This window comes from Kluyvera chengduensis (genome assembly GCF_044197065.1).
Lineage (GTDB): Bacteria > Pseudomonadota > Gammaproteobacteria > Enterobacterales > Enterobacteriaceae > Kluyvera > Kluyvera ascorbata_C.
This window is the reverse complement of sequence record NZ_JBIQOI010000001.1, coordinates 545,491-567,595: the sequence shown is the minus strand read 5'-3', so window position 1 is coordinate 567,595 and position 22,105 is coordinate 545,491. Positions and strand designations below refer to the sequence as shown.

Genomic DNA, 22,105 nt, shown 5'->3' with positions numbered 1-22,105 from the left:
GCTTAGAAAACTAAGCAGGCTTTTGCTTTTCTGCACTTCAGAAATTAACGCATCAGGCCGTACGCCATTTCTTCGTCAGCGGTTTCTCCACTTCCACTATCAGGAACATCACAAACCCGATAATAAAGGTGATAACCCAATAGCGGAACGGCAGCGCGGTGGTACCAAAGAGCATCTGCATAAACGGTGCGTAGATAATCAGTAATTGCAGCACCAGCAGTACGCCACTCACTATCCAAATCCCGCGGTTTGCCAGCAGACCTTTACTCAGCGAGAAGCCATCCGCCACGCGACAGTTCAGCATATAGAACCACTGCGCGGTCACCAGTGTTTGTAGCAACACGGTACGGATAAACTCAGGTGAGTAGCCACGCGGTTGGAGCCAGGCCTCCAGCACAAAGGCGCTCACGGCAATCATCGAGCCAACAAAAATCACGCGCCAGATGGCAAATCCGTCCATGACGTGCAGCTTCGGATCGCGCGGTGGACGTCGCATGATGTTCTTTTCACCGGCTTCAAATGCCAGGCCAAACGACAGCGTGGCGGAGGTGGCCATGTTCATCCACAGAATCAACACCGGCGTGAGCGGGATTAAATTCCCCGCCAACAGCGCGATAATGATAAGCAACCCTTGCGCCAGGTTGGTCGGCATAATGAACAGGATGGTTTTCTTCAGGTTATCGTAAACCCGACGCCCTTCCCTGACCGCGCTGGCAATCGTGGCGAAGTTATCATCGGTCAGCACCATATCTGCGGCCTCTTTGGTCACTTCGGTGCCTTTAATCCCCATGGCGATACCGACGTCGGCCTGCTTCAGCGCCGGGGCATCGTTCACCCCGTCACCGGTCATCCCGACCACCTCTTTTTTACTTTGCAGCGCCTGGACCAGACGGAATTTATCCTCTGGACTGGTACGGGCAAAAATATCAAATTTCTGCGCCGCTTCGCTCAACTGGATATCGTCCATCACCTCCAGTTCGCGCCCGGTAATGGCGTTACCCGCGTTGCCGATCCCCAGCATTTTGCCAATACTCATCGCCGTTTGTGGGTGGTCGCCGGTTATCATCTTCACGCGGATCCCCGCCTGCAGACAGTCGCCGATGGCGGTAATGGCTTCAGGCCGTGGCGGGTCCATCATCCCGGCAATCCCCAGCAGAATAACGCCCTGCTGCAGATCTTGATGGGTGAGCTCCGTTTGCCCATCCGCGGCCGGTTTCCATGCCGCAGCAACCATACGCAGCCCTTCCCGCGCGTACTCCTCAATCTTCGCTTCCCAGTAAGGTTGGTTAAGCGGCTCGAGCCCATGGTCGGTTTGCTGATGCTGGCACAGGCGGAACAACACATCCGGCGCGCCGGTGATAAGAATCGACTCCTCATCGCCAATGCGATAGAGCGTTGACATGTATTTGTACTGCGAGTCGAAAGGAATTTTACTGCGCAATTCGGTCGCCACGGCCGGTAGCGTCACTTTCGCCGCCAGCACCTTCAGCGCCCCTTCCGTTGGGCCGCCGGTGATTTTCCATAGCCCGCTTTCATCCTTGATAAGCTGGCTGTCATTACAGAGGTCGATGGTTCGCAGATAGCGAGCCAGCAGCGTATCCGGCGCCACGGCGATAGGCTCGTCACTATCAACCGGATGAATATTTCCCACCGGTTCGTAGCTGTCCCCCTCAACCCGATAGACCGTATCCGCCGTGATAACGGCTTTAACGGTCATTTCGTTCATGGTCAGGGTCCCGGTTTTATCCGAGCAAATCACCGTCATGGCTCCCAGCGTTTCCACCGTTGGCAGTTTGCGAATAATCGCCTGCTGCCGTGCCATCGTTTGTACGCCGAGCGACAGAATAATCGAAATAATAGCCGGCAGCCCTTCCGGTACCGAAGCCACTGCCAGGCTAATCAGCGACAGCATTAGCTCGGAAACCGGCATGTCGCGGAACAGCAGGCTAAAGACAAACAGCGCCGCCATCATCACCAGGATGATGATAAAGATCGCTTTACCGAGCTTATCCATCTGCACCAGCAGCGGCGTTCGGTGCTTCTCAATATCCGCCATCATCTGGTTAATATGACCAAGCTCGGTATCCCCCCCGGTGGCCACCACCAGACCTTTACCGCCGCCGGAGCTCACCGTCGTGCCCGAAAACAGCAGGTTGGTACGATCACCCAACGGCAACTCTCCGCTGAGCGCATCGGTATTTTTCTCTACCACCGTCGACTCACCGGTGAGGATAGCCTCCTCCACCCGCAGGTTGTGCGCCTCAATCACTCGCAGGTCAGCGGGAATACGGTCACCGGCGCGGATAACCACAATGTCGCCAGGCACTAATGCCGTGGTGGGAATGGTCTCATGATTCCCCTGTCGAATAACCACCGCCTCGCTGGAAAGCATATTGCGGATGCTCTGAAGCGATTTCTCCGCATTGCTCTCCTGAATATGACCAATCAAGGCGTTGATAACCGCCACGCCCAGAATAACCAGCGTATCGACCCAATGCCCCATCACGGCGGTCAACAGCGCTGCCGCCAGCAGGACGTAGATCAGCACATCATTAAAGTGGGCCAGAAAGCGCAGCCACGCCGGTTTTCCCGCTTTTTGCGGCAGCGCATTTTCGCCGTATTGCTGCAAGCGTGCGGCGGCTTCGGCGCTGCTAATCCCCTCCGGTGCGCTATTGGTGCTGGTCAGGGTTTCATCAACGGAGAGCTGGTAGTACGGGCTGCCCGGTTTGTCTGTGTTCATTCGTATCTCCTCACTCCTGTAACGGAAATCAGGACAGCGATTGGCTGTTCTTAACGCACCACAAATACCGGTACATGGGCATAACGCACGATACCGGAGGCCTCTGATCCCAGAAGGTGGGTCTGAATATTGGGATTACGCGAACCAACAATGACCACATCGGCCTTCAGTTCATCGGCCAGTTTTGTCACCTCATCGCGAACGTTGCCGCTGCGGACATGAATCTGCACCTCGTCTTCTTTCAGCAAGAGTTTGCTAATAAGTTCGGCCAATTTTTCTTTAGAATTTTTAATCAGATACTCTTCCATTTTTCTCGCATCGGCGATAAATCCGCGCGTCAGTGCGGGAGAAAAAGGAGGGATAACGTTTAACAGATGAATTTTCCCGGAGGAACTGTTTGCGAGAAAATGGGCGTGGGATAACGCTTTATCGGCGAGGCCAGTTTCAAACACATCAACCGGCACGAGAATATTTTTATACATAGATAATCCTTTTATAAACCAATATGTCAGGTAGAAAAAAATGGCCCAGGAAAGGCGCTGATAAAGACATCTCGAATTGAGGTATGAGGGCATTACTAAACGTAGCACACGCAGTGCGATACAATTAAGACACCAATTAATATATTGAAAAATATCATAGCAACAGCACGCGCCAGTCAATTCAACTAAAAAACCCGCCAAATCGTCGACATCACCGCAAATTTTGCTCTTTTTAACATTTTCGATTTTCTGCGGCTATGCTCATTAAGAGGCGCCACTGCGTCTTCTGAAAAACACCCATTAATTATGTAGATAAGAATGTAATCATCAAACGATTGGTGCTGAAGGAGGGACAATGTTCGGCTACAGTCTATTTCGTCTGGCTCTGTTTATTGCGCTAGCAATAATTGCCTGCACCGCTTCAGGCCTATTCACCTATGTCGTGGTTTCTGCGCTAGCGAATTAAAATCAGCGATTGTGAAGAATATGTAAAATATAGCCTTTGATTCCGAGGGGAATACTGTGAACCGTTATTTTTCTCTCATCCCCGTTGTTATTTTAATAACAACGGCTTGCGATCAGAAAACGCCACAAGTTGCGCCACAACCGAAGATGGTGAAGGTCGCGGAAGTGGTTGCCATAGGCGCTTCGCAGCAGCGTATTTTCCCTGCCCGCATTGAATCTGGCGACGCTACCGACCTGTCGTTCAAACGGGGCGGTCAGATAGAAGCGCTCGACGTGCGCCAGGGAGCCAACATTACTCAGGGGCAGGCACTTGCCCGTCTTAATGCCCGAGAGGCGCAGCAGCGGCTGAATGAACGGCAAACCGCCGCAACGCTCGCCCAGCGGCAGTTCGACCGCTTCCAGACGCTGGCAGGCCGCCAGGCCATTTCGAAAGCAGAGATGGACATCCAGCGCGCGAGCCGCGACTCCGCCAACGCCGCCCTAAAAATCGCCCAGGAAGAACTCTCCCAAATGACGCTGACCGCGCCGTTCAGCGGTGTGGCGGCCAACGTACCGGTGAGAAACCACCAGGTGGTGGCCGCCGGGCAGCCTATCGTCACCCTGACGCGAACCGATCTACTGGACGTTGTTTTTAGCGTTCCGGAAAACCTGTTTACCACCCTTGATATCCGTAACGCGCAGTACCGGCCGGTCGTCAAAATTAACACCATGCCGGATCGGCAGTTTACTGCCGAATACAAAGAGCACACTGGCAGCAGCGATGCCAGCACCCTGACCTGGCAAATTATCCTGACCATGCCGCGTCCAGACGATTTCCCCTCCGTCGGCGGCGTTAGCGGCACCGTCACGGTGAATCTGGCAAATCTTCCCGCCAGCGCGGGCGAACACGCCGTGGTAGTGCCGGTTGAAGCCGTGTTTAATCCCGATAATCGCCAGCGCAATGAGCCGCACGTCTGGCTGGTTAAAGGTGAAGGTGAAGGTGAAGCGCTCCACCTTGAAGACAGAAGAGTTAGCGTAGGCCAGGTGACCTCACAGGGCGTGGTGATTACCGATGGGCTCAGCGTCGGCGATCGTGTCGTGGCGGCAGGCGTCAGCGAATTGCATGCGCAGCAGCCGGTGAGAATCTGGACGCGTGAACGAGGTTTGTAATGGATATCTCTCGCCAATTTATTAACAACCCCGTTCGCGTCTGGCTGACTATCTTACTGCTAGGCATCGGCGGCATTTTCGCCCTGCTGAACATTGGCCGCCTTGAAGATCCGGCGTTCACCATTAAAACCGCGGTGGTGGTCACCCACTATCCTGGCGCATCGGCACAACAGGTTGAAGAAGAGGTGACGCTACCGCTGGAAAATGCGCTGCAACAGTTGCCTTATCTGGATAACGTCAGCTCAATTTCTTCCAATGGGTTATCGCAAATCACCGTCAATATCGCCTCGAATTACCACTCCAGCGAGCTGCCGCAAATCTGGGATGAACTGCGCCGTCGAGTGGGCGACGCCTCGCGCCTGTTCCCACCCGGCGTGGCGTCTCCCTTTGTGAACGATGATTTTGGCGATGTCTTCGGCTTTTTCTTTGCCCTCTCGGGAGATAGCTACAGCAATCCTGAATTGGTTCGCTACGCCGAACAGCTCAGGCGCGAACTGGTACTGGTCCCCGGCGTAGGCAAAGTCGCTATCGGCGGCGCCATTCCCCAACAAATCAATATTGATATTTCGCTGGCAAAAATGGCCGCTCGCGGTATTACGCTTAACCAATTAGCCGCCACCCTTAGCCGTTTGAACGTCGTATCGAATGCCGGGGAGATAAAATCCGGTAGCGAGTCCATTCGTCTGCACCCTACGGGCGAGTTCGAAAATATCGATGAGCTTAGCGATTTACTCATCAGCCCGCATGGCTCCGGTGCCGCAACACGGCTACGCGATATTGCCACGCTGTCGCGCGGGCTCAGTGAATCGCCGTCGAGCATTTATCACGCCAACGGGCGACAGGCCGTCACCATGGGGGTCTCGTTTATTCCCGGCGTTAACGTGGTGGATGTTGGTCGCGCGCTTGAGCAGAAACTTGAGCAGATGTCGGCGGAAAAACCGGCGGGCATTAAGATTGACCTGTTCTACGACCAGGCGGCGGAAGTCGCCCACTCGGTGAACGGTTTTATTACTAACTTCCTGATGGCATTGGCGATTGTCGTCGGCGTACTGCTTATTTTTATGGGCATCCGCAGCGGTATCATTATCGCCCTGTCGCTGGCGCTCAACGTGCTGGGTACGCTGCTTATCATGTACCTCTGGGGCATTGAGCTACAGCGTATTTCGCTGGGTGCGCTCATCATTGCGCTGAGTATGCTGGTCGATAACGCTATCGTTATCGTTGAAGGGGTGATGATTGCCCGTCAGCAGGGGTCGACGCAGCTTGCGGCCATTAACTACGTTATTCGCCGCTCGGCGCTGCCGCTGCTTGGGGCCACGGTGATTGCTATTCTTGCGTTTGCGCCCATTGGCCTGTCGCAGGACTCGACCGGGGAGTACTGTAAATCCCTGTTCCAGGTTCTGCTGATTTCGCTCATGCTGAGCTGGTTCTCCGCGCTGACCATTACGCCGGTGCTGATTAAATGGTGGCAATCCAGGAGCCAGCCCCAGCCCGCAGAGCAGGTCGATACCGACCCGTACGCGGGCCGTTTTTACCGCATTTATCAGCAGATCCTGCACACGTTGTTGATGCGCAAAGCCTTTACCCTGGCGGTGATGGTTGTGCTATTGGCGGCTTCAATATGGGGATTCGGTTCAGTACGGCAGAACTTCTTCCCTTCCTCCAATACGCCGATATTCTTCGTCGATCTCTGGCTGCCTTACGGCACCGATATTGCCGCAACCGAAAGGATGGCCAGCGATATTGAAACCTCAATTAACGGTCAGCCGGGCGTTGTCACTACGATTGCCACCGTGGGCCAGGGGAGCATGCGTTTCATTCTCACCTACAGCGGCCAACGGCAGTACAGTAACTACGCGCAGATCATGGTGCGGATGGACGATCAGCGCAAAATCTCCGCGCTGACGCAGCACGTTGATAGCTACATTGCGCGCAACTACCCGCAGGTTAACGCCAGTACCAAGCGGGTCATGTTCGGCCCTTCCGGGGATAGCGCGATTGAAGTCCGTATCAAAGGCCCAGACCCCGACCGGCTTCGCCTGCTTGCCAGTCAGGTGAGCGATATTTTGTCAGCTGACCCGGCCACTGATGGCGTGCGTAACGACTGGCAGAACCGCAGCAAAGTGATACGCCCACAATATTCCGCCGCGTTAGGCCGCGAACTGGGCGTGGATAAACAGGATATCGATAACGCGCTGGAGATGAATTTCTCCGGTAGCCGCGCGGGACTTTATCGTGAAGGGGCCGACCTGCTACCGGTGATTGTGCGCCCACCCGCCGCCGAACGTCAGGATGCCAACCATCTGAATAATGTTCTGGTCTGGAGCCAAAGCCGTCAGCAGTACATTCCACTCAGCAACGTGGTGAGCGGCTTTAACCTTGAATGGGAAGATCCGCTTATTCTGCGCCGCGACCGCAGCCGCGTGTTGACGGTGCAGACCGATCCAGACCCACTCAGCAACCAAACCTCAGGCGATATCCTGGCCCGCGTGAAGCCAAAAATTGATGCGCTTGCCCTTCCCCACGGCTATAGCATTGAGTGGGGTGGTGATGCCGAGAGCTCCAGCGAAGCACAACAGGGGCTGTTCACGACGCTACCGTTGGGCTACCTGGTCATGTTTGTCATCACCGTACTGATGTTCAGTTCGCTGAAAAATGCGGTGGCCATTTGGCTTACCGTTCCGCTCGCACTGATTGGCGTCACGCCGGGCTTTTTAATTACTGGCATCCCCTTCGGCTTCATGGCGCTAATAGGCCTGCTCAGCCTGAGTGGGATGCTGATTCGTAATGGTATCGTGCTAGTTGAAGAAATTGAGCAGCAGAAACAGGAAAAAGCGCAGCAGGAAGCCATTATCTATGCCGCGACGTCGCGCCTGCGCCCTATTCTGTTGACCGCGTTTACCACTGTGCTCGGTCTCGCACCTTTACTGCTGGATGTTTTCTTCCAGAGCATGGCGGTGGTTATTATGTTTGGACTCGGATTTGCGACCATCCTGACGTTACTGGTGCTGCCGGTGATTTACGCCTGTTTCCATCATAAGGATATAAAGCCACAACAATGAACACGACCGGATTAAACATCATAAAAACGCTGGGATGCATGACGGCAGTAACGTTCTTTACTATCTATAACACCTGGGATCACTATGATTATGACTATCACTGGATCCTCGGGTTTCTGACGTTTATTTCAACCATTGCCACACCGCTGTTTTTTGTGGTCGCCGGGTATCTGGATTCTCAATCCCGGCATAATTCACAGTGGCAAATGGGAAAAATTAAAAGCGTGGTCATCGTCTTCCTGTTCTGGATGACGATTTACTACCTGTGGGAACCCTACCAGCGCGGCTATCTCATTCAGCCGTGGTTTGTGTTTTCTTTTATTGTGATTTACACCTTTCATCCGCTGATTGAGTGGCTCAGCCAAAGACGTAAACTGTTCTTCGCTACGGTATTTTCGCTGCTGCTGTTTTCTTACGCTTACGACCTGCTGGCCGCGCTCTATCCCGACGTTCACGCACTGAGTCTCGCGCCGCAGTACCGTCTGTGGACTTGGTTACTCTTTTACCTGACCGGTCAGCTGTTCAGCGACCCCATGGTCACCCAGTGGCTCAGCAGGAAAAAAGTCGTCAGGGGCGCGATGATCGCCATCCCGTTTATTTACCTCTTTACCTGGTTTTATGAGCGTCATTTCTTTTTCGCTCTGTTTAAGGCCGACAGAAATGCGTTCATTCTTACCGGTTCACAAATCTATATTCTGGTCTTAGCGCTGGTGATTGCCGCAAACGGCGTGCAATTTCGTAAAAATAGTGAGCTTAAAGAGACCATTCTGGCCACCATCAGCAAAGCAATGACCGGTGTCTATATCCTGCACTATTCGGTGTTTCACCTGTTGACGGCGCTTATCCCCATTAACTCGCTAAGCACAAAATTAATGCTGATTGTGCTGACGTTTATTCTTTCCGTCGCCGTTTCAATGCTGGTGTTATCCCATTCGGTGATGAAAAAAGTCATTACGCTTTGACTGCGCGAGATGATCGGTACAGTTAGCGCCCTATTTTGGGACAGAGAAATACGCAGCGGCGATTTCACTTCCTTGCGGCTGGTATTATGATGGCGCTAACTATCCTTACTTCCCGCAGTGATTGAGAATTAGATGGACTTCATCAGCATTATTATGTCGGCAGGGAAAACCTCCGTCGACGTAGCGCTTTATACGCTGCTGCCGATTATGGTGGTTATGCTCATTGTCATGAAATACCTGGAAGTGCGCGGCGTACTGGACGTTATCGTGCGCTGGCTTGCCCCGCTGCTCAAGCCGTTTGGCCTGACCGGGATGAGCGCCTTTGCGCTGATTCAGATGAACTTTGTGAGCTTTGCCGCACCGCTTGCCACCCTCGCCATTATGGACAAGCGCGGCGTTTCAGACCGGCAGATGGCCGCTACGCTGGCAATGCTCTTTGCGATGGGCCAGGGCAACGTCTTCTATCCATTGACCCCTTTTGGCCTGCATTGGCTGGCCTCAATCGTCATTTCGATTGTCGGTGGGCTGTGTGCGGCTGCGGTCACCTGGCACGTGACCGGTCGCCGACTCTCGATGGTTGAGAATGCCCGCGCCGAGGCGCTGCCTGACGCCGAGAAGAATAACCAGGGGATCATTTCGGTGATTAACAGCGCGGGCTCCGATGCCATTCGCCTGGCGCTTGGTGCCGTCCCGATGCTCATTCTGTCGCTGGCTATCGTTGGCGTCATGCAGAAAGCGGGCCTGATTGAGATGCTCCAGCAGTTGCTGATGCCGCTGCTGCTGTGGCTGAATATTCCGGTTAACTTCGTGCTACCTGCGCTGGTCAAATGCGTTGCTGGCGGCACCGCCTACTTCGGCGTCATCTCGGAGATGGTACAGCAGGGAAAAGTCACCGTTAGCCAGATTAACGCCTCTGCCGGGCTGTTAATTCAGACCTTTGATCTTCCCGGCATCGGTATCTTTTTAGGCGTCAGCTCCCGCTTCGTTCGCCTGTTCCGGTTTGCGGCGACGGGCGCCCTTGCGGGGATTATCATCCGCACTATTTTGCATATCACGCTATTCTGACCGAAGGCAGGCCACCATGTCAGTCTGGTGGCTACAATCAATGTGCCGTTGAATGCGCGTCATCATCCAGGGGAAAAAGGGATTGGAGGTCACGCGCATCAGCGTGTCCAGACCAACGCTTAGCGTCGCGGTCTCTCCGCGTAGCGAAATGGTGCCAATGCTGATGCCATAGCGATTTTTCTCCGCCGGCTCGCGGCCATACAGCGAGTCGGTCAATGGGAACGGCACCGCCACATGAGACAGCGAATACATATCCTGCGGCCAGGCGATATGCAATGGTGTTACGGTCTCATCCTGCTCCCCGGCAGCCGTCGTGCGGGCCACCGTGTCGTTGGTGCCAGAGTCGGTATTGGTAATAACCGTGGTCCGGTAAGGGCGCGGTACGGGCGGCAGTAACGTGTTCACGGCGGAATATAATCCAGGTCGGAACAACGCGCGTAAATTGGCGGCCTGGTTAATATCAAAGATCACCAGTTCACTGCCGTTATCAGGCAGATAGCGATACAGCGAATCCACCACTGCTCGCGTACTCACCGTTGAATCCATAATGGACTGGAACGTTAATATCGGGGCCAGCGCCGCTAGCCGTTTGCTCTGCGCCTCCTGCATAATTTGCTGCTGTAACGCCTGAGATAACAGCCACGACTGGCGTGCAGCCTTGACCGGGAACGAGTTGTATTTATACGGATTAAACTCCGGAACCACGTTGAGCCACGCTGCGCGCGCAAATGCCGGAAATATCGCCGGTAATCCAGCCAGCCCGGCGAAACGGGCAAAGGCGGTGACGCCAATCATCGGTGACAGCAAAATAACCTGTTGCGGCGGGCGTAACGATTTATCGCTCAGGCTATCCAGCGCATATTTCAGGGCCAGCGCCCCGCCATTGGAGTAGCCGATAATATGTAACGGTACGTTGTCTCCCGCCAGGCGCGTGGCTTCACGCACGGCCATGCGGGTTGTCGCTATCCATTGTTCCCTGTCAACACGGGTTAACGCCCCCGGCGCCGTGCCGTGCCCAGGCAGTCTCGGGACGACGGCAATAAATCCCTGTTGCTGATAACGTTGCGCCAGATAATGCACACTGTAGGGAGAATCGGTCAGGCCATGGAGCAACACCGCCACGCCGTGCGGCTTGCCTTGCGGCAGCAAAACAAAAGAGCGATTCCAGTCAGGCTGAAACTTGCCCGGATACACCAGACTTTGGCTGTAAAAACGGTTAATCGGCGTTTTTTCATCGTCGTTCAGCGTATCCGTCACTTTGCTTTTCAGATCGCGAAAAATGGCCGCTTCTCGCGCCTGATAATCGGCAAACGTCGCATGGTCTATCTCACTGGCGGTCATTTCGTCCGCCGTCCAGGTATGCCAGCGGTGAAGAGCCGGGCCACGCTGCGATTCGTATACGCGACCAATAAAAAAGACAATCACGACCACTAACAGACCAAAAAGAATCTTTTTCGCCCACGAGAGCATTGTCAGGCCAGACTTATTCAGAAGCCGGGTAAAACGCATCATCGCCATCCCGTTAAAATAGATACTCTAATTATGTCTCTATTTTACTAGTAATCACGTAGCCCTACACCCTTAGCACCCACCCTGTTAAGAAAAAGGTGAGTGTTTATGCGCGTATGGCTACCCGATATTGGTGGGCACAGGGGAAAGGGATAAAGGGTGGGCGTTAAATCTGGTAATCCAGTACCGATTCTTCCAGCTCCATGGCCTGGCGTTTGATCTCCTCCAGCGACAGCCCTGCGTTACAGAGCTCGATAAAACGCCAGACGTAGTTGCGCTGAAGCTGACCGCGCTTAAGCCCCAACCAGACCGTATTGGCATCAAACAGATGATGCGTATCCAGTCGCACCAGGTTGCCGGACTCTTGCGCATCTCCGGACTGTTCAGCCACCAGGCCAATCCCCAGCCCCAGCTCAACGTAGGTTTTAATCACGTCGGAGTCCTGTGCGCTCAGCACGATATCCGGCGTAAGGCCCTTACGGTTGAATGCCTCATCAATGCGCGAGCGGCCGGTAATCCCCTGTCGATAGGTAATCAGCGGCCAGCGGGCGATGGCCTCCAGCGTCAGCGGTGAGGTCGTTGTGAGCGGGTGATCCTTTGGGACCAGCAGACTGTGGTGCCAGCGGAACCAGGGGAAAGCAACCAGCGTCGCGTCATTGCTTAAACGTTCACTGGCAATACCGATATCCGCGCCACCGTTATGCAGCAGCGCGTCTATCTCCTGCGGCGTGCCCTGAATTAACTCCAGACGCACGTCTGCAAATATCTCCCGGAATGCTTTGATAACCGGCGGCAGGCTATAGCGGGCCTGAGTATGCGTCGTGGCAATGGTCAGCACGCCGGACGCATCGTTGGTAAAGAGATCGGCCAGACGTCGGACGTTACTGGCCTCATTCAGTATGCGTTCGGCAATCACCAACAGGGCTTTACCCGGTTCCGTCATCCCTAACAGGCGTTTACCGCGACGGATAAAAATCTCAATCCCCAGCTCTTCTTCAAGCTCACGGATATGCCGGCTTACGCCAGACTGCGAGGTATAAAGCATATTGGCGACTTCGGTCAGGTTGTAATCCTGCCGCGCCGCTTCACGAATTATTTTGAGCTGCTGGAAGTTCACGCTTCTCTCCGGGTCAATCAGACATTGAGCTATTGTTAAAGTCTGATGCCCTCGTGAACAAATAATAAAAACCAGCAAGTTATATCTGAATGGAATATAAGCTTAGCTCACCAACAGTAATTCGCGGTTATCCAGCATCGGGCGACTGACCAATGACATCAGGATTTCTTTCACCGCCTGCGCCTGCGGGGTCAGTTGACCGCGTGCCGACACGTTTAACGACAACGGCAGACTCATCGACGGCGTTGTTATCCTCGCCATCCAGCCGTTTGCTGCGCTACACAGTGAACGCGCCGCCGACTCCGGCAGTACCGTCACGCCCATACCGCTGGCGATGGCCGCTGTCAGCGTTGAGATAGACTCAATTTCGCCAATAATTTTGGCCGTTAAGCGACGCAGCGAGAAGGCTTCGTCCACCCGGGCACGCACGGCGCTGTAATCACGCGGTAGGAACAGGTTCATTTCCGCCACGGCGGTGAGATCCACACTCTGCCCTGGGCAATCGCGGGTTCCAACCAGGTAAAGGTCTTCTTTCAGCAGCGGCTGGCTGACAATCCCGGCAAGTGGTGCGCGATCGTAAAGCACCGCCATATCCAGCTGGCCGTTCAGCAGTTTGTCGTTCAGTACGGTGCCGCTGTTTTCGTGCAGATAAACCAGCACTTCCGGCAGCTCGTTGCGTACCGCCTGCAGCAACGGCATGGTAATAGATGACGCCGCCGTTCCCGGCGCAAGGCCGATAGATACCGTGCCGCTGAGCGTCTGCCCAACGTTATTCACCGCTAGCTGCGCCTGTTCGCACTGGCGCAGAATGGTACGCGCATGGGTATATAACACTTTGCCCGCTTCCGTTGGCGTTACACCACGCTTAGTCCGAATCAGCAGTTGTTGATCCAACTCCCCCTCCAGCGTCGCGACCTGCTGGCTCAACGCGGGCTGGGCGATATGCAACACTTCAGCGGCCTGAGTCAGGCTGCCGATATCGACGATTTTCACAAAGTACTTCAGCCGTCTTAAGTTCATTTTTGCCTCCGGTTCAACATCCACTGCCACGCTGGCATTAAGTAATCGGAGGAGTTGCAAGATGCTTGCCAGTTTTAAAATTGCCAGTAAATCCGTGTAAACCTATGGCTCAGGCGCTTTCAGGCGGCTATCAGAAGATTGCGATCTGCCCCATAAGGGGTAATTCTGCACTTTCGCGGTGCAAATCAGTCAAAAAAACAGCAATCGACGCTTAATTGCTGAAATTGTCAGCAAACGAACTTATTAGCGCTTTTCACCCTTTGACAAGCCGGGGTGACATCGATAATATGCGCCTCGTTCAAACGATTCCTCTGTAGTTCAGTCGGTAGAACGGCGGACTGTTAATCCGTATGTCACTGGTTCGAGTCCAGTCAGAGGAGCCATATTTAAGAAGCCTGCTTAGGAAACTAAGCAGGCTTTTTGCTTTTCTGCGTTTGCCTTCCGCATCTAAAGGCTCAACTCAGAATGGCCTCCAACCTGGCCAGCACTTCATTTACGATAACTTCAGGTACTTGTTCCAGACGTTTGCCGTTGCGGGCTTCCATATCAATGGTTCGGGGCTGGTCACAACGAATGACCCCCGTTGTTTTCGTTCCTGCTCCATCTAGTGAAACAGCAAACCCCGCTGCGCGGGCAAAATTTCCGCCGTTGGTCACGGGAACAACCACAGGTAGCCGGGTAAGCTGATTAAAGGACGCCGGAGAAACAACCAATACTGGACGCCTTCCGCTTTGTTCATGCCCGGCAATAGGGTCAAGTGAAACGAGCCAGATTTCGCCTCTGTCCATTTACAAGATCTCCTTGCCCACTGCTGGCGCATCAATCCATTCCCGATCCTCTTCGCTCATTTCAGCGAGTGGATCGCACTGAGCCAGTAGTTCTTCCAGCGAATAACGAGGCCGTTTTTGAGGTTCAATAATCAAGCGGCCATTATCAATGGTCATGCCCACTTCGCTGTCCGTCGACAGCTCCAGCGTTTTCAGCACGGCGGGAGGAACAGCCAGCATGATGGAGCCGCCGACCTTTTTCAGGCGAGTTGTATACATAGAGCACCTCCAAATATTATATTTTAATATAACATTCCTGGCCGAAGATGCACGGTTTTTAGTCAATTCCATTGTGGGTGATTTCCTTCACGTAACGAAGCCTGATAATAGGAAGCGATTTTTGCGGTTCAAAGGATTATGTAGAACCAATTAGGTGAAATGCGGCGTAGGTTCCAGATGCGGATGTAACACGAAGCGATGAATTCGCTAATGCGGGTGAACACATGGCGTAAGCCTATGCGCGGTGGTTTACAGACGGTTTCCCGCTAAAGCAGCCCGGCAGAACAACGCCCGCCGGGCCAAATACGCTATAGCGCGGCGCGGATCATATCCAGCACCTGCATATTACGGATGGTCTCATCCAGCGGGATTAGCCGCGATGGCTCGTTGAGGATCGCGCTGGAGAAGTGGCGGATTTCGGCCTGATAGCGGTCTGATTCACTTACCGGCAGTTCACGCACGCCTTCGTTGGTATGCAAATACAGTGCTCCCGCGTCATCGAGGAACGGCTTATCCACCACCAGCATCCCTTTCGTGCCGATGATTTCCGCGTAGTTGCGGCCAAAAGCGTTAAAGCCACAGTGGATATTGGCAATCAAACCATCGTCATATTGCAGCAGTGCAGACAGGTTAGTATCCACGCCCTGCTCCGTTTCGCTCACCGCTTTGCAGCTCACCGGCAGACGTCCCGTCACCAGACCGATAAAGTTCACTGGATAGCAGCCAACGTCATACAGCGCGCCGCCGCCGAGCGCAGGCTGCATTTTGATCGTGCCAGGTCGGTCGAGCAGGAAGCGGAACGAAACGTTGATATGGCGTAGCTCGCCCAGTTCGCCGCTCTCAAGCACCTGCTTGATAACCCGCACCCGGTCAGTGTACTGATACATAAAAGCTTCCATCAGCAGGCGGTTGTGCTGCGTTGCCACTTGATGCATTTCACGCGCTTCATCGGCGGTCAGACCAATCGGTTTTTCGCACAGCACGTGCTTACCCGCTTCCAGCGCCCGGATAACCCACTCTTTGTGCAGCGAGTTCGGCAGAGGAATATAGACCGCCTGGATCGCATCATCAGCCAGCAGCGCGGCATAGTCGCCGTAGCTTTGTTGCCATTCACCGACCGGCAGCGCATCCTGATGGCGGGAAGCCACCCCGTAGACGCGGGCGTTATCGGCGCGCGCAATAGCAGGAATAATGGAATTCTTCGCGATTCGGGCATAGCCAAGCACGCCCCAGTTCACTACATCACTCATTCAATGCTCCTTTCGCCAACCCTGGTTAAAAAGTCAAAAGCCCGCAATGGCGGGCTTCTGGCGCTGAAGACAAGCAGACTTATAACGCGTTATGCGAGGCGCTGATGTTCACAGGCATACCGGAACGTCTATCCAACGCACCTCTTGCCCGATTGCCATCCACGCCTTCACCCTGAGTAAAACTACGCAGTGCAGGCGTAATAGGCAACGGAACTTTGTTATCGGATTCATATTCTGCGCGGTTGCGCGACAATGGCTCATGGACTTCCACCCAGCGACTGCCGTCGGGCTCGGTAGTGTACTTCACCGCCTGATCAATAATTTGCACCCGCGTTCCTACCGGCACGTTGTCGAACAGATATTTAATATCGTCGTTGCGCAGGCGGATACAGCCCTGGCTGACGCGAAGACCAATACCGAAGTTCGCATTAGTGCCATGAATCGCATAAAGCCGGCCGATATAAATGGCGTAGAGCCCCATCGGGTTATCTGGCCCTGCGGGAACAAAAGCCGGCAGACTTTCACCGCGTTTGGCATATTCGCGGCGGGTGTTTGCCGTTGGTGTCCAGGTCGGTGCTTCCTGCTTACGTTCAACAGAAGTAACCCAATTGCGTGGCGTTTCTCGCCCTGCCTGGCCGATACCAATCGGCAGTACCTCAACGGTATTCCCTTCAGGCGGATAATAGTACAGCCGCATCTCAGCGACGTTCACCACAATCCCCCGCCGCACCGTGTCTGGCAAAATCAATTGCTGTGGAATCACCAGCGCGGAGCCCGATTTTGGCAGGAAAACATCCACATTCGGATTCGCCTCCAGCATATTGCTGAGCCCCTGCCCATACTGGGCAGCAAAGGCCTCCAGCGGCAGGTGATTGTCCTGTGGCACCGTGATATTTAGCGTGCTGCCCACGAGACGGCTGCCCTCCGGCGGGAGCGGATAAGTCACGGCCAGCGCGCTCTGGCTGCTAAAGGCCAGCGCTAACGCACACAAGAGTTTTACACGAGGTTTCATTTCCCTTTCCTCTATTCACGGCAGATATGGGTTGATTATAGCTTTTTTGCCCCACGGCGTTGCGTTTAGCTGTATCAGAAATCACCCGGTTAAAGGTTAATCAGTTGTTATATGGAAGCGGGCTTACGCTTTTGTTTCATCATCGGCTGACATACTATCGGTAAAAGCCGCACACAAGGAGCGAACGATGAGTAATACGGGCGTGAGTCTGACCCCAGAACAAGCGCTGGAGAAACTCCAGGCGCTGTACGATCAATCGGTAAGTGCATTACGTGATGCTATTCGTCTGTTTATTGACGACCGCTCATTACCCAGCGCCGAAGCGCGCGCGAATGGATTATTTGTCTACCCGCAGCTTTCCGTTTCCTGGAGCGGCAACGCGCACAAGGCGCAAAAAACGCGCGCCTTCGGTCGCTTTACCCACTCTGGCTGTTACACCACAACCATTACGCACCCAACGCTGTTTCGCAGCTATTTGCTCGAACAGCTCAGTCTGCTGCACGAAGATTACGACGCGCATATTGAAGTCGGCCTGTCGCAGCATGAAATTCCCTATCCCTACGTGATTGACGGCCTCAATCTCGATCGTTCGATGAGCGCCGATCTGACGCGCTTCTTCCCCACTACCGAACTATCGCAGATTGGCGATGAGACCGCGGATGGTCTGACGCATTCCACTGATTTTTATCCGCTGTCACACTTTGACGCCCGCCGCGTGGATTTCTCGCTGGCGCGCCTGCGCCACTACACCGGCACACCAGTCGAACATTTCCAGCCGTTTGTCCTGTTCACCAACTACACCCGCTACGTCGATGAGTTTGTGCGCTGGGGCTGCAGCCAGATCCTCGACCCGGACAGCCCGTATGTTTCACTCTCCTGCGCGGGAGGAATCTGGATTACCGCCGACACCGAAGCGCCGGAAGAGGCCATTTCCGACCTCGCGTGGAAGAAGCATCAGATGCCGGCCTGGCACCTGCTCACCAAAGACGGACAAGGGATCACCTTGATCAACATCGGCGTGGGTCCGTCTAACGCCAAAAACATCTGCGACCATCTGGCGGTGCTGCGTCCGGACGTCTGGCTGATGATCGGCCACTGCGGCGGTCTGCGCGAAAGCCAGTCGATTGGTGATTATGTGTTGGCACACGCGTATCTGCGTGACGACCACGTGCTTAACGCCGTGCTGCCGCCGGATATTCCAATCCCGAGTATTGCCGAGGTACAGCGCGCGCTCTATGACGCAACCAAGCAGGTTAGCGGTATGCCGGGGGAAGAGGTCAAACAGCGGCTGCGTACCGGGACAGTGGTCACCACGGACGATCGTAACTGGGAGCTGCGCTATTCCGCGTCGGCGTTACGCTTCAACCTGAGCCGTGCCGTGGCGATTGATATGGAGAGTGCGACCATTGCCGCGCAGGGATACCGCTTCCGCGTGCCGTACGGCACGCTGCTGTGCGTATCCGACAAACCGCTGCACGGGGAGATTAAGCTACCCGGTCAGGCAAACCGTTTCTATGAAGGGGCGATTTCCGAGCACCTGCAGATTGGCATTCGGGCCATCGACCTGCTGCGCGCCGAGGGCGACCGCCTGCATTCGCGCAAGCTGCGAACCTTCAACGAACCGCCGTTCCGTTAAGCCAACGCCAGCCGGACGCTCGTCCGGCTTTTTTTACCAGACGTAGAAAAGCAAAAAGCCTGCTTAGTTTCCTAAGCAGGCTTCTTAAATATGGCTCCTCTGACTGGACTCGAACCAGTGACATACGGATTAACAGTCCGCCGTTCTACCGACTGAACTACAGAGGAATCGTTTGAACGAGGCGCATATTATCGATGTGCCCCATGGTTGTCAAAGCCTGATTTGCACAAAATAAATCGTTTGCCGATTAATTCTTCGATTCGGTTGAAAACTGACTTTTCTTGCCGATTTTCCCCACAATCAGGTCGTTACGCCGTGTCTGTTTTCTTCGCGGGCGCATATTTCCATGCCCAACGTCCGGTGATAAGGCGACGGTAGAACAGCACCGCACGCGCGCCCCAGTCGAGGAACATCCCCATCCAGACGCCGACCACGCCCCAGCCCAACAGAATACCCAGTACGTAGCCCACCACCACGCGACAGCCCCACATGCTCAGCATGGAGACCCACATGGCAAAGCGCACGTCTCGAGCCCCTTTAAAGCCTGCTGGCAGTACCCAGGAAGCGGCCCAGATAGGCATAAACGCCGCATTCATCCACAGCAGAATCTTCACCACGTCTTTAACGTCCTGCTCATGGGTATAGAACGAGGCAAACAGCCCGGCAAACGGTGCGGTGCCCCAGGCAATCAACGTCAGCACGATGGTCGACATCCAGAACACATGGCGTAGCTGACGCTCCGCCTGAGCAAGCTGCCCGGTGCCTAGACGTTTACCGGTGATAATGGTCGATGCCGACCCCAGGGCGTTCCCCGGCAGGTTAATCAGCGCCGCCACGGAGAAGGCGATAAAGTTACCGGCGATCACGTCGGTTCCCATTCCGGCCACAAACATCTGCGTTAGCAATTTACCGCCGTTAAACAGCACCGACTCTACGCTTGCCGGAATACCGATCCCCATAACTTCCCAGATAATGGCGAAGTTGAGCGGCTTGAAATAGCTTTTGAGCGGAATACGCAGCGCCGGGTTGAAACCGACCATTAAGACAATAATGGTCACCACCGCGCCAATATAACGGGAAATCGTCAGGCCGAGCCCTGCCCCGGCAAACCCCATTCCCTGCCAAGAGAATGCGCCGTAAATCAGGAAGCTACTGATAATAATATTCAGGATGTTCATCCCGCCGTTGATCATCAGCGGGATTTTGGTATTCCCAGCCCCGCGCAGCGCACCGCTGCCAATCAGCGCAATCGCCGCTGCCGGATAGCTCAATACGGTCAGTTCAAGGTAGGTCAGCGCCAGCCCTTTCACTTCTTCCGTGGCATCACCGGCCACAATATTGATGATCCCGGCGCCAAAATAGTGAATCACCGCCGCCAGAATGGTGGCAAAAATGGTCATGATAACCAGAGATTGCCGCGCTGCCGCCCTCGCCTTGCGGCGATCACGCTTACCGAGGCTAAACGCCACGACCACCGTGGTACCAAGGTCAATAGCGGCAAAAAAGGCCATAATGACCATGTTGAAACTGTCGGCCAGGCCCACGCCCGCCATCGCTTCTTTTCCCAGCCAGCTCACGAGGAAGGTACTTAGCACCCCCATCAATAAAACGCAGGTGTTTTCCAGAAAAATAGGTACGGCAAGGGGGGTGATTTCACGCCAGAAGAGCACTCGATAACTTTTACGTTTTTTGTACCAGGGCGTACGTGTGACTGCCTGGCGAAGTACGGCGGTGACGTTCAAAATGGGCCTTAGATCAGAAAGTTGAAACTCCATTTCAAATGATGATTGAGAAATGCCGATCCTGCAAAGCATTTTTCCTTAATTTTTGTTGGGAATGACGACAAATTGTTGATGGAATAGGCAATTGCATCACAAGACGAGAATTGGTGTTTGACAAAAGTTTTTTCGCCGCTAAGATACGACTCCACAACGATTCCTCTGTAGTTCAGTCGGTAGAACGGCGGACTGTTAATCCGTATGTCACTGGTTCGAGTCCAGTCAGAGGAGCCACATTTAAGAAGCCTGCTTAGGAAGCTAAGCAGGCTTTTTGCTTTTAAGCTTTCTCACGTTCAGCAATGCTAACCAGTACCGCCCCCAGTAACGCCAAATCAATCAACAGCGCAAAGGCAAACCCGTAGCCATTAACCCCCGGTGCCGAATTGACCTGTATAAACCATGCCACTCCCAGCGCCGCTACGCTGCTCAACGCGCTGATATTTCGCTCTCTGGAATGAAATCGGCCATGAGCCATCCCTAACCCCAGGCCGCCTGCGACGATGCCCGGCAATAGGGTTGCCCCTATTTGCCCACCCAGTAAAGTCAACAGCACCAGCAGCCAGCCCGCTGCTGAGAGCATAAAACCATAGCGCGTTATGCCGCCTTTATTGACCAGCATTACGCCGGCTGCAAAACTCACGCCCAGCGCAGCAAGCTGTGTCAGGCACATTGTGACACTCGCCAGTATCGACAGCTTTATCAGCAGTCCCGCAGCGGCAATGGCGGTGCTTAGCGCTATCGCCCGTTCTGCGCGTTTTTCGGTTCTCGGCCCGCTGCCGTTTACCCATACGTTCATTTCTCGCTCCTTACGCGACCATGAGATTAATTCATCACCTTTCACATACCGTGTAGACTACTGCCCTGTTAACGGGTAAAACAAACACATAGTTTTCATCAATAGATGAGATAAATTCAGCCATGAGAAAAATCAGATTGCCACCACTCGGCGCGCTGCGCGCCTTTCATGCGCTAGCTGAACAACTGAGCTTCAAACGCGCCGCAGACGTCCTCGGCGTAAGTGCGACAGCGGTCAGCCACCAGATAAAGCTACTAGAGTCGGTGCTTGAGTGTCGGGTCTGCGAGCGCAGCGCGCAGGGTGTTAGCCTGACCGAGAGCGGAAAAATACTCTATGCCGGAACTCAACGCGCCTTCAGCGCGCTTGAAGAAGCCACCGCGCAGGTGCTTCAGGCCCAGCAGCCACCCGCGTTGACGGTGACCACCACCTCCAATTTCCTCACCCACTGGCTGGTGCCGAGACTGGCGGAGTTTAAAGCTGAATGTCCGGCCATCGACCTGCGGCTGCATACCAGCGTTGAGCGTGTCGATCTCAGCCAGCGTACCGTGGACGTGGCGATCCGCTATCGTGAAATGCCAGAGTCCTCGCTGCACTGCACGCTTCTGCATGCCGACAGGTTTATCGTGGTGGCAAGTCCTGCCCTGGCGCTGAAACGGCCCGAGGACTTGTGCGGCGTAACCCTTTTCCACGTCGAAAATCGTCATGTCCCTGCGGATGAACCGAGTTGGGCTAACTGGAAAAAGCGCTATGGGCCCCAGGCCTTAAACCTGCAAGCAGGGTTAACCTTCAGCGATGAAACGCATGCACTACAGGCGGCAGTGGCAGGGCAAGGCGCGGTGATTGCCAGCGAACTACTAGCAAGGGATTTACTGCAACGTGGGGTACTGACGATGCCGTTCGACATGTCATTATCTGGCGCAAATTATTATCTGATGACCACCGAAGAGAACGCGCAGCGCCAGGATATTACGGCGCTACGCGAATGGCTTTTGCGACAGATGGCAGGAGAGTAACCT

At 54.4% G+C, this 22,105-nt stretch carries 18 protein-coding genes and 3 tRNA genes; 8 read left to right on the top strand and 13 right to left on the bottom strand.

Annotation, left to right across the window (positions count from 1 at the left end; all coding sequences use genetic code 11):
• Nucleotides 1-52: 52 nt before the first annotated feature.
• Both ACH1XZ_RS02550 and ACH1XZ_RS02545 read right to left on the bottom strand, forming a co-directional pair.
• Nucleotides 53-2,740: a cation-transporting P-type ATPase gene (locus ACH1XZ_RS02550; protein ID WP_395594212.1), complete on the bottom strand. Its 2,688-nt coding sequence runs from the start codon at nt 2,738-2,740 to the stop codon at nt 53-55.
• 50 nt (nt 2,741-2,790) lie between these two features.
• Entirely contained in the window at nt 2,791-3,222 is a 432-nt protein-coding gene (locus ACH1XZ_RS02545; protein ID WP_395594211.1) for a universal stress protein, read from the bottom strand.
• 522 nt (nt 3,223-3,744) lie between these two features.
• On the opposite strand from ACH1XZ_RS02545, the gene ACH1XZ_RS02540 reads away from it, so the two are divergent.
• From ACH1XZ_RS02540 to ACH1XZ_RS02525, 4 genes are all read left to right on the top strand, one after another.
• Complete coding sequence (locus tag ACH1XZ_RS02540; RefSeq protein ID WP_395594210.1) at nt 3,745-4,836, top strand: efflux RND transporter periplasmic adaptor subunit; 1,092 nt, start codon at nt 3,745-3,747, stop codon at nt 4,834-4,836.
• On the top strand, nt 4,836-7,898 hold the full coding sequence (locus ACH1XZ_RS02535; RefSeq protein ID WP_395594209.1) for an efflux RND transporter permease subunit: 3,063 nt from the start codon (nt 4,836-4,838) through the stop codon (nt 7,896-7,898). Before ACH1XZ_RS02540 ends, ACH1XZ_RS02535 begins: the two co-directional genes overlap by 1 nt.
• Before the next feature lie 38 nt (nt 7,899-7,936).
• The gene (locus tag ACH1XZ_RS02530) at nt 7,937-8,860 is read left to right on the top strand and encodes an acyltransferase (RefSeq protein ID WP_395594208.1); all 924 of its coding nucleotides are present in this window, start codon (nt 7,937-7,939) and stop codon (nt 8,858-8,860) included.
• A gap of 132 nt (nt 8,861-8,992) precedes the next feature.
• Nucleotides 8,993-9,925 (top strand): nucleoside recognition domain-containing protein, encoded by a 933-nt coding sequence (locus ACH1XZ_RS02525; protein ID WP_395594207.1) that lies wholly within the window; start codon nt 8,993-8,995, stop codon nt 9,923-9,925.
• Here the strand turns inward: ACH1XZ_RS02525 and ACH1XZ_RS02520 are convergent.
• From ACH1XZ_RS02520 to nac, 3 genes are all read right to left on the bottom strand, one after another.
• Nucleotides 9,917-11,395 (bottom strand): alpha/beta hydrolase, encoded by a 1,479-nt coding sequence (locus ACH1XZ_RS02520; protein ID WP_395594683.1) that lies wholly within the window; start codon nt 11,393-11,395, stop codon nt 9,917-9,919. The two genes, ACH1XZ_RS02525 and ACH1XZ_RS02520, sit on opposite strands and share 9 nt — an antisense overlap.
• Nucleotides 11,396-11,600: 205 nt before the next feature.
• Complete coding sequence (cbl, locus tag ACH1XZ_RS02515; RefSeq protein WP_395594206.1) at nt 11,601-12,551, bottom strand: HTH-type transcriptional regulator Cbl; 951 nt, start codon at nt 12,549-12,551, stop codon at nt 11,601-11,603.
• A gap of 102 nt (nt 12,552-12,653) precedes the next feature.
• Nucleotides 12,654-13,571 carry a nitrogen assimilation transcriptional regulator NAC gene (gene nac / locus ACH1XZ_RS02510; protein ID WP_035897643.1) on the bottom strand — a complete coding sequence of 306 codons (918 nt, stop codon included), beginning with the start codon at nt 13,569-13,571 and terminating at the stop codon, nt 12,654-12,656.
• 307 nt (nt 13,572-13,878) lie between these two features.
• Between nac and ACH1XZ_RS02505 the strand changes: the two genes are divergently transcribed.
• Nucleotides 13,879-13,954, top strand: a tRNA-Asn gene (locus ACH1XZ_RS02505).
• A 72-nt stretch (nt 13,955-14,026) separates the two neighbouring features.
• Here ACH1XZ_RS02505 and ACH1XZ_RS02500 read toward each other — a convergent pair.
• The 4 genes from ACH1XZ_RS02500 to ldtA all read right to left on the bottom strand — a co-directional run bounded on the left by ACH1XZ_RS02500 (nt 14,027) and on the right by ldtA (nt 16,879).
• Nucleotides 14,027-14,359, bottom strand: coding sequence for a type II toxin-antitoxin system PemK/MazF family toxin (locus ACH1XZ_RS02500; RefSeq protein WP_395594205.1), 333 nt, complete (start codon nt 14,357-14,359; stop codon nt 14,027-14,029).
• A complete protein-coding gene (locus ACH1XZ_RS02495) occupies nt 14,360-14,617 on the bottom strand; it encodes an AbrB/MazE/SpoVT family DNA-binding domain-containing protein (RefSeq protein ID WP_395594204.1) in 258 nt (85 codons plus the stop codon). It lies immediately after the preceding gene.
• A 308-nt stretch (nt 14,618-14,925) separates the two neighbouring features.
• Nucleotides 14,926-15,867: a Gfo/Idh/MocA family protein gene (locus ACH1XZ_RS02490; RefSeq protein WP_395594203.1), complete on the bottom strand. Its 942-nt coding sequence runs from the start codon at nt 15,865-15,867 to the stop codon at nt 14,926-14,928.
• A gap of 79 nt (nt 15,868-15,946) precedes the next feature.
• Nucleotides 15,947-16,879: a L,D-transpeptidase gene (gene ldtA / locus ACH1XZ_RS02485; protein WP_395594202.1), complete on the bottom strand. Its 933-nt coding sequence runs from the start codon at nt 16,877-16,879 to the stop codon at nt 15,947-15,949.
• A gap of 187 nt (nt 16,880-17,066) precedes the next feature.
• Between ldtA and ACH1XZ_RS02480 the strand changes: the two genes are divergently transcribed.
• The gene (locus ACH1XZ_RS02480; RefSeq protein ID WP_395594201.1) at nt 17,067-18,515 is read left to right on the top strand and encodes an AMP nucleosidase; all 1,449 of its coding nucleotides are present in this window, start codon (nt 17,067-17,069) and stop codon (nt 18,513-18,515) included.
• 91 nt (nt 18,516-18,606) lie between these two features.
• Here ACH1XZ_RS02480 and ACH1XZ_RS02475 read toward each other — a convergent pair.
• The 3 genes from ACH1XZ_RS02475 to ACH1XZ_RS02465 all read right to left on the bottom strand — a co-directional run bounded on the left by ACH1XZ_RS02475 (nt 18,607) and on the right by ACH1XZ_RS02465 (nt 20,445).
• A tRNA-Asn gene (locus ACH1XZ_RS02475) sits at nt 18,607-18,682 on the bottom strand.
• Nucleotides 18,683-18,823: 141 nt separating this feature from the next.
• Nucleotides 18,824-20,290 carry an EmmdR/YeeO family multidrug/toxin efflux MATE transporter gene (locus tag ACH1XZ_RS02470; RefSeq protein WP_395594200.1) on the bottom strand — a complete coding sequence of 489 codons (1,467 nt, stop codon included), beginning with the start codon at nt 20,288-20,290 and terminating at the stop codon, nt 18,824-18,826.
• Complete coding sequence (locus ACH1XZ_RS02465) at nt 20,266-20,445, bottom strand: DUF5951 family protein (protein WP_395594199.1); 180 nt, start codon at nt 20,443-20,445, stop codon at nt 20,266-20,268. The genes ACH1XZ_RS02470 and ACH1XZ_RS02465 overlap by 25 nt, the downstream gene beginning before the upstream one ends.
• 6 nt (nt 20,446-20,451) lie before the next feature.
• Between ACH1XZ_RS02465 and ACH1XZ_RS02460 the strand changes: the two genes are divergently transcribed.
• Nucleotides 20,452-20,527 (top strand) — tRNA-Asn (locus ACH1XZ_RS02460).
• 43 nt (nt 20,528-20,570) lie between these two features.
• Here the strand turns inward: ACH1XZ_RS02460 and ACH1XZ_RS02455 are convergent.
• Nucleotides 20,571-21,089 (bottom strand): hypothetical protein, encoded by a 519-nt coding sequence (locus ACH1XZ_RS02455; RefSeq protein WP_395594198.1) that lies wholly within the window; start codon nt 21,087-21,089, stop codon nt 20,571-20,573.
• 122 nt (nt 21,090-21,211) lie between these two features.
• Between ACH1XZ_RS02455 and ACH1XZ_RS02450 the strand changes: the two genes are divergently transcribed.
• On the top strand, nt 21,212-22,102 hold the full coding sequence (locus ACH1XZ_RS02450; protein ID WP_395594197.1) for a LysR substrate-binding domain-containing protein: 891 nt from the start codon (nt 21,212-21,214) through the stop codon (nt 22,100-22,102).
• Nucleotides 22,103-22,105 lie beyond the last annotated feature (3 nt).